Below are 6,382 nucleotides of genomic sequence, written 5' to 3' on the forward strand. Positions count from 1 at the left end.
TGGTGACAGGTCCCGGGTGGTGACGGGCGTCAGGAGTCGGGGACGGTGTCCCGCCGTGCGGCGTGGGCCGCGTCGTCGGCGCAGACGTAGGCGTCCCACCGGCGCGGCCGAGCCATGATCACTCCAAGGATGAAACCAAGGCTCATGCTCGCCAGGATTATCACGAAAACTACGTTGAGCCCCATAACGGGTGCCTCTCGAGGATGGTGTGCCGCCGGCTCGTGATCGCGGCCTGACGAACCGTAACCCCGGAACACGGGCACCGGCAGCCGATCGCCATCGGTTGACCCGTAATGACCAGGGCGTTGACCCGATTTGCGTAGCCCCTTACGGACACTCGCCCCCACCACCGGAAGAAGGCGGCCCGCGGGATCGCTGCCCACGCCCCCGGCCGGGCCTCTGGTCACATTCTCGTAGACGTTGGCGTGTTCACCCCGCCTTGACCTTCCGCGGACAAGACGATGGTCATCGAGGAATCGGATCACCCACGGGAGCCCTTGATGCCACGTCGTCTCGCCGCCGGACTCGCCGCGCTGTCGTTCCTCGCGGCCGCGGCCCCCACAGCAGCCAGCGCCCGGTCGGCCGCGTCGGCGGCGCCGGCCGAAACGGCGCGGGCGACCCGGCCGGCCGGCACGACGGCCACGCGTGTCCAGTTCGCCCTCCCGACGAAGGACTTCCCGCTGGGGCAGCCAGGCCCGGTCACCCAGAAGAAGAAGTCCGTGACGAAAGGCATCGACTTCTTCACCGTCGTGCACGGCGAGGCGACCGACGGATACACGGTGTCGGTGCTCATGAACGGCAAGGACTACGGCTCGCGGGAGCAGGCCGACGCCGCCGCCGAGGCCGTCCAGGCGGCCGGGCTCCCCGCCGGCATCCAGGAGTTCACCCGCCCGGCCGTCGCCGACTACCCCGCGGGCGTCAGCTACATGGTCCGCGTCGGCATGTGGAAGCCGGAGGAGAAGGCCGAGGCCGGCAAGATCGCCAAGAAGCTCGGCGAGGCCGGCGTCAAGGCGAAGGTCGACTTCCTCGGCGACGACGGCTTCCAGACCACCGGCCCCTGGGACATGCGCGTCCTCACCGTCGACCCGCGGGTCTTCGGCGGCTCCTACCACGCGAGCCTCGGGACGAGCGTCGCCAAGCGCGAGACCACGTCCTCGATGGCCAAGAAGGCGGGCGCCGTCGTCGCCGTCAACGGCGGCTTCTTCAACATCCACACCGACAAGAACCTCCGCGGCGAACCCGTCGGCGTCTCGGTCGTCAACGGCCGCCTGCTCAGCGAGGCCGTTCTCGGCCGCAGCGCCCTCATCCTCAAGGGCCGCACCGCGCGCATCTCCGAGGTGGCCACGGCCGTCACCGCCACCTCCGCCGACGGCGAGAAGACCGTCATCAACGGCGTGAACCGCGCCGCCGCCGCCGACGAGCTCGTCCTGTACACCGAGGAGTTCGGGGAGAAGACCCCCGCCGACGAGGGCGCCGAAGCCGTGCTGGACGCCAAGGGACAGGTCCTCGAACTGCGCCCGGCCGGCGGCAAGGTCGCCGCCGGCACCCGCGTCCTGCACGGCACCGGCATCATGGCCGACTGGATCTGGTCGCACGCCTGGGAGAACTGGAGCCTGAAGATCACCACCAAGGTGACCGACATGCGTTCCGGCAAGGCCATCCCCCTCACCCCCGAGACCAGCGTCATCGGCGGCGGCGTCGGCCTGGTCCGCGACGGCCGCGAGCGCGTCACCGCGCAGGCGGACGGCCAGGCGAACATCAACATGATCCTCCGCCGTCACCCCCGCACCCTCGCGGGCGTCACCAAGTCCGGCCGGCTGATCCTCGCCGTCGTGGACGGCCGCAAGCCGGGCGTCACCGTCGGAGCCTCGATGATCGAAGCCGCCCATTTGATGATGTGGCTCGGCGCCCGCCAGGCCATCAACCTCGACGGCGGCGGCTCCAGCGCGATGGTCGTCAAGGGCAAGGTCGTCAACCACCCCTCCGACGGCGTCGAACGCGGCGTGGGCGACGCCGTCCTCATCGTCCCCTAACCCGTCCCTCCGGGGGCATCGCGATATCTCATCCCCCGTACCCCGCGCTGCGATATCCCGCGCCCCGGAGGGGCTGATCACCTCCGGGCGGCCCCCGCCGCTCTACCGGAGATCCGATTCGCGGGCGAAGTCTCGGGCGAGTCACACGCTTTCACAAGCGATTCGACGAGCGGTTCTTCAATGGTTCGCGAGGATTTACGAGTTCGACCGGGAACGGATTCGGCGCGAACGAGTTGAACGGGCTGCATCCGGCACAGTGGATTCGCGGGCGGCCATGGACCCGACCGGTGTTCGACTCCCCTACGTCGGCGACGCCGCCTCCGGCGCCCCAACCTGACCCTCCCGACCCCACGCCGGCCGACCGCCCTGCCCTCCCGCCCTCCATCGACGGGTCGACCGTCCACCCGCCTCCCATCAAGTAGCCGACCCACCCCGGCTCCACTCCCCACACCGGCCGACCGACCCTGTTCCCGCCAATCCGGTCGGGCCGGGCGACCGGTCATGTGCTCCAGAGTTCTCTTGGTCTCGTCGGCCGGCCGACCTGCGGCCTGACCAGCCCGATCCCTTCGTCGGCTGACCGACTGGTCACCACCGGCCGACATCTGGCCCGACATATTCCTTGACACGAATATTCTCGATGGTGAATGCTTATCTCCATGGACGCACTCTTCACCGCACTGGCCGACCCGGCTCGCTGGCGGCTCGTGATCCTGCTGGCCGAGCGGCCCCGGCCGGTCGGCGTCCTGGCTCGGCTCGCCGAGGCACGTCAGCCGCAGACGACCAAGCACCTGCAGACCCTTGAACGCGCCGGCATCGTCACCTCCCAGCGCACCGGCCAGCGCCGCATCTACGCGCTCCGGTCCGAGCCTCTACGGGAGCTGGCGGCCGAGCTCAACCGGCTCGCCGACACCACTGAGCAGGCCGGCGGCACGCGCGAGACCTTCGACCGCCACGGGCTCAGCGTCCACGCGGAGCGGCTCGCCGCGGAACGGCCGGGGTGGGCCGACGGCCGCTCGTTCAGGTTCCACCGGTCGCTGACAGGCGACCCCGAGTCGGTCTGGCGCCACCTGACCGAGCCCTCCCTGCTCGCCCACTGGTGGACACCCGACGACCTACGCGTCTCCGAGCTCGTATTCGAGGCGCGGCCGGGTGGACGGATCGCCCATGAGTATCGCGACGCCGAGGACGTCGACGGCTCCGACCAGGTCGCCGGGCACGCGGAGGGAATCGTCGATGAGGTCCGGCCCCATGAACACCTCGCCTACCGGCTGTCTCCGCTGCTTCCCGACGGCAGCCACGCCTTCACCGCCCACCTCGACCTCGATCTCCGTCCCACCGGCACCGGCCCGGGCACCAGCAGCGGCACCGGCACCGGCACCGACCTGGAAGTTCTCTTCCACATCACCGACAGCACCGTCGAATCCGCGGACTTCGTCGCGGGCATCGAGATCGGCTTCGGCCAGAGCCTCGACAAGCTCGCAGCGACCCTGGCCGCGCATTCGCACACCACCGATAAAAGGAGCTCACGATGACCGACTCGACCGGACGCAGGGTGACCGCGAACCTGAGTCTCACCCTCGACGGACGTTACAACGGTCCCGGCGGACCCGGCGATTTCGCCGCGTTCGCTCCCTATGTGACCACCGAGGTCGCGCGCGACCACATGAACCGCATGTGGGAGGCCGCGACGACGGCGCTGCTCGGCCGGATCAATGCCCAGGGATTCATGGGGTACTGGCCGTCGGTCGCCGAAGACGCGAACGCCGACCCGCGTGATCGCGGATACGCCAAGTGGCTGGTCGACACGGAGAAGGTGGTCCTGTCGACCACCTTGACCGAAGCTCCGTGGGAACGCACCCGCGTGGTGAACGCCCCCGCCGCCGACGTCGTCACCGACCTCAAGGCGACCGGCGAGGGCGACATCCTCGTCAACAGCAGCCCCGGCGTCATCAAGGCGCTCCTGTCGGCGGACCTGATCGACCGGCTGTACCTCATGATCTTCCCTGAGATCACCGGAGGGGGACAGCGACTGTTCGACGACGGCCTGCCGGCCACCACGTGGACGCTGGTCCACCAGGAGACCGGCGAGCTGGGCGAGATGGCCATGGTCTACGACCGGGTTCGCCGCTCGATGGCCGAGTAGACATATCCAGACAGGAGAAGGCACATGAGCAAGGTGATCATCGGTGCGGCCGTGTCAGCGGACGGTTTCATCGCCGACCGGAACGACGGCGTGGGACCGTTGTTCGACTGGTACTTCAACGGCCCGCAGGAGCTGCCGGCCGCACCGAACCAGTACCGGCCGAAGGACGGATACCGGCCGGCCGCCGCAAGCGCCGACTTCCTCCGCGCCACCTGGGCGAGCGTCGGCGCGACCATCATGGGGCGCCGCCTGTTCGACCTCACCGACGGCTGGGGCGGCAAGCCCGCCGTGGGCGATCACGTCTTCGTCGTCACCCACCGGTCCCCCGGCGACTGGCCGAGCCGTTATCCCGACGCCCCGTTCCACTTCGTGACCGGCGGCCTGGAAGAAGCCGTGGCCCGTGCCAAGCAGGCGGCCGGCGACCGCGACGTCTCCATGCCCCCGGGCGACCTCGCCGGGCAGGCGATCTCCGCGGGGCTGGTGGATCAAATCGACATGTACGTCGTTCCGGTCCTGTTCGGCGACGGCATCCGCTTCTTCGGAGAGCACAAGATCCCCACCACGATGCTGAACAACCCACGCATCGTGGAAAGCGACCGGGTCACCCACCTCAGCTACGACGTACGCCCACAATGACCGCCCTCACGCTCCCCAGCCGGCGAAACGGTCCCCCGCACCGGCCGCGACACCGGCCATCCGTCTCCATGCCGCTCCATCTGATGGACTAACGAGCTGGGCGGGCAGCAACCCTCGGACCACCCACCCGCATGCCGGGCGGGCCTCACCCACTCCTCCGGTGACGGTAGGGCCAAACGGGCTTCTCTGCTCCTGATCCGGGGTCTGCCGGGAGAAAGCGGCGTGCGGGATGGGCAGACAACTGGAGGTGCCGCCAGAAGGCACCGGCTCCACCGACCTCCGCCCTCCTGCGCCCCGTCCAACGAACTGACGACCGGGGTGGGCAGCGACTCTTGGGACCCCCCACCCGCGTGCCGGGTGGGCCCAATTCGCGTCTCCCGGGCGGACACGGATGGGCCGGTTCTCCTGCTCCTGTTCCAGGTCGGCCTCGGAGATGGGTGTGCGGGGGTGGGGCCGAGCGTCTGGTGGTGGGGCGCCATACCACCGCGCCTACACCGCCGACCATCTTCCCGCCCCACTACGGCCTCATTTGATGGACTAACGACCGGGGTGGGCAACAGCCCTCGGACCACCCACCCGCATGCCGGGCGGGCCCATTCGGCTTCTCTGGCGGGCCTATCCAATCCTTTGCTGAAGGCACGGCCAGGCTGGTCTCTCTGGTCCCGCTTCGGGTCGACCCGGGGATGGGTGTGCCGGTCTGGGTGCGAGTATCCACTGTGACGTCGCATGACGGTGCCGGTGTCGCCGACCATCGTCCCGCCGTACCAGCCCCACTACCGCGACATCTGACGGACGACCGGGGTGGGCAACAACCCTCGGACCACCCACCCGCATGCCGGGCGGGCCCATTCGGCTTCTCCGGCGGGCTCATCCAATCCTTCGCTGACGGCACGGCCAGGCTGGTTTTGGTCTCGCTTCGGGTCGACCTGAAGATAGCTGTGCCGGCGTGGGCGCGAGTATCGGTGTGATGTCGCAGGACGTACCCAGGACGGTATCGACTCCACCGCCCCCCCCACTGCTACCCGTCTGATGGACGACCGGGGTGGGCAGCAACCCTTGGACCACCCACTCGTATGCCGGGTGGGTCCTATTCGGCTTCACCCGTCCTCCGTGCGGGCACGGCTGGGCCGGTTCTCCCGGTCGTGGTCCTGGGTCCTGGGTCTTGGCCGGCCCGCGGGATGGGAGTCCCGAGGTGGGCGCCAGGTGTCGTAACAGCCGATCCGGGGCCTGCGGCGGAAATGGTCCGTAAACGCAGGTAGGCCATCCACACCGTGGATGGCCTACCTTGCATAACACATATATCTATCTATCAAGTTTTGTCCGGCGGTGTCCTACTCTCCCACACCGTCCCCGGTGCAGTACCATCGGCGCTGGAAAGCTTAACTTCCGGGTTCGGAATGTAACCGGGTGTTTCCCTTCCGCTATGACCGCCGTAACCCTCCGAGACCAAACCACACCCACCCGAACCAACCCGGGCAGGGGTTTGTTGTCTCTGAGTTGCATAATGGACGCGAGCAAGAAGCTTTGTGATCAAGTCCTCGGCCTATTAGTACCGGTCAGCTCCACACCT

General features: G+C 68.6%; 4 protein-coding genes and 1 rRNA gene. 4 read left to right on the forward strand and 1 reads right to left on the reverse strand.

Going from position 1 to position 6,382, the window contains the following annotated elements; genetic code table 11:
• Positions 1–500: 500 nt before the first annotated feature.
• The 4 genes from ABZT47_RS02880 to ABZT47_RS02895 all read left to right on the forward strand — a co-directional run bounded on the left by ABZT47_RS02880 (position 501) and on the right by ABZT47_RS02895 (position 4,812).
• Positions 501–2,033 carry a phosphodiester glycosidase family protein gene (locus tag ABZT47_RS02880; protein WP_354835420.1) on the forward strand — a complete coding sequence of 511 codons (1,533 nt, stop codon included), beginning with the start codon at positions 501–503 and terminating at the stop codon, positions 2,031–2,033.
• A 656-nt stretch (positions 2,034–2,689) separates the two neighbouring features.
• The gene (locus ABZT47_RS02885) at positions 2,690–3,565 is read left to right on the forward strand and encodes a metalloregulator ArsR/SmtB family transcription factor (protein ID WP_354835422.1); all 876 of its coding nucleotides are present in this window, start codon (positions 2,690–2,692) and stop codon (positions 3,563–3,565) included.
• Positions 3,562–4,176, forward strand: coding sequence for a dihydrofolate reductase family protein (locus tag ABZT47_RS02890; RefSeq protein ID WP_354835424.1), 615 nt, complete (start codon positions 3,562–3,564; stop codon positions 4,174–4,176). The genes ABZT47_RS02885 and ABZT47_RS02890 overlap by 4 nt, the downstream gene beginning before the upstream one ends.
• A gap of 24 nt (positions 4,177–4,200) precedes the next feature.
• A complete protein-coding gene (locus ABZT47_RS02895; protein WP_354835426.1) occupies positions 4,201–4,812 on the forward strand; it encodes a dihydrofolate reductase family protein in 612 nt (203 codons plus the stop codon).
• Positions 4,813–6,130: 1,318 nt separating this feature from the next.
• Here the strand turns inward: ABZT47_RS02895 and rrf are convergent.
• Positions 6,131–6,247, reverse strand: a 5S ribosomal RNA gene (gene rrf / locus ABZT47_RS02900).
• Between the last annotated feature and the right edge of the window lie 135 nt (positions 6,248–6,382).

This window comes from Sphaerisporangium sp. NPDC005289 (assembly GCF_040607455.1).
Classification (GTDB): domain Bacteria; phylum Actinomycetota; class Actinomycetes; order Streptosporangiales; family Streptosporangiaceae; genus Sphaerisporangium; species Sphaerisporangium rhizosphaerae.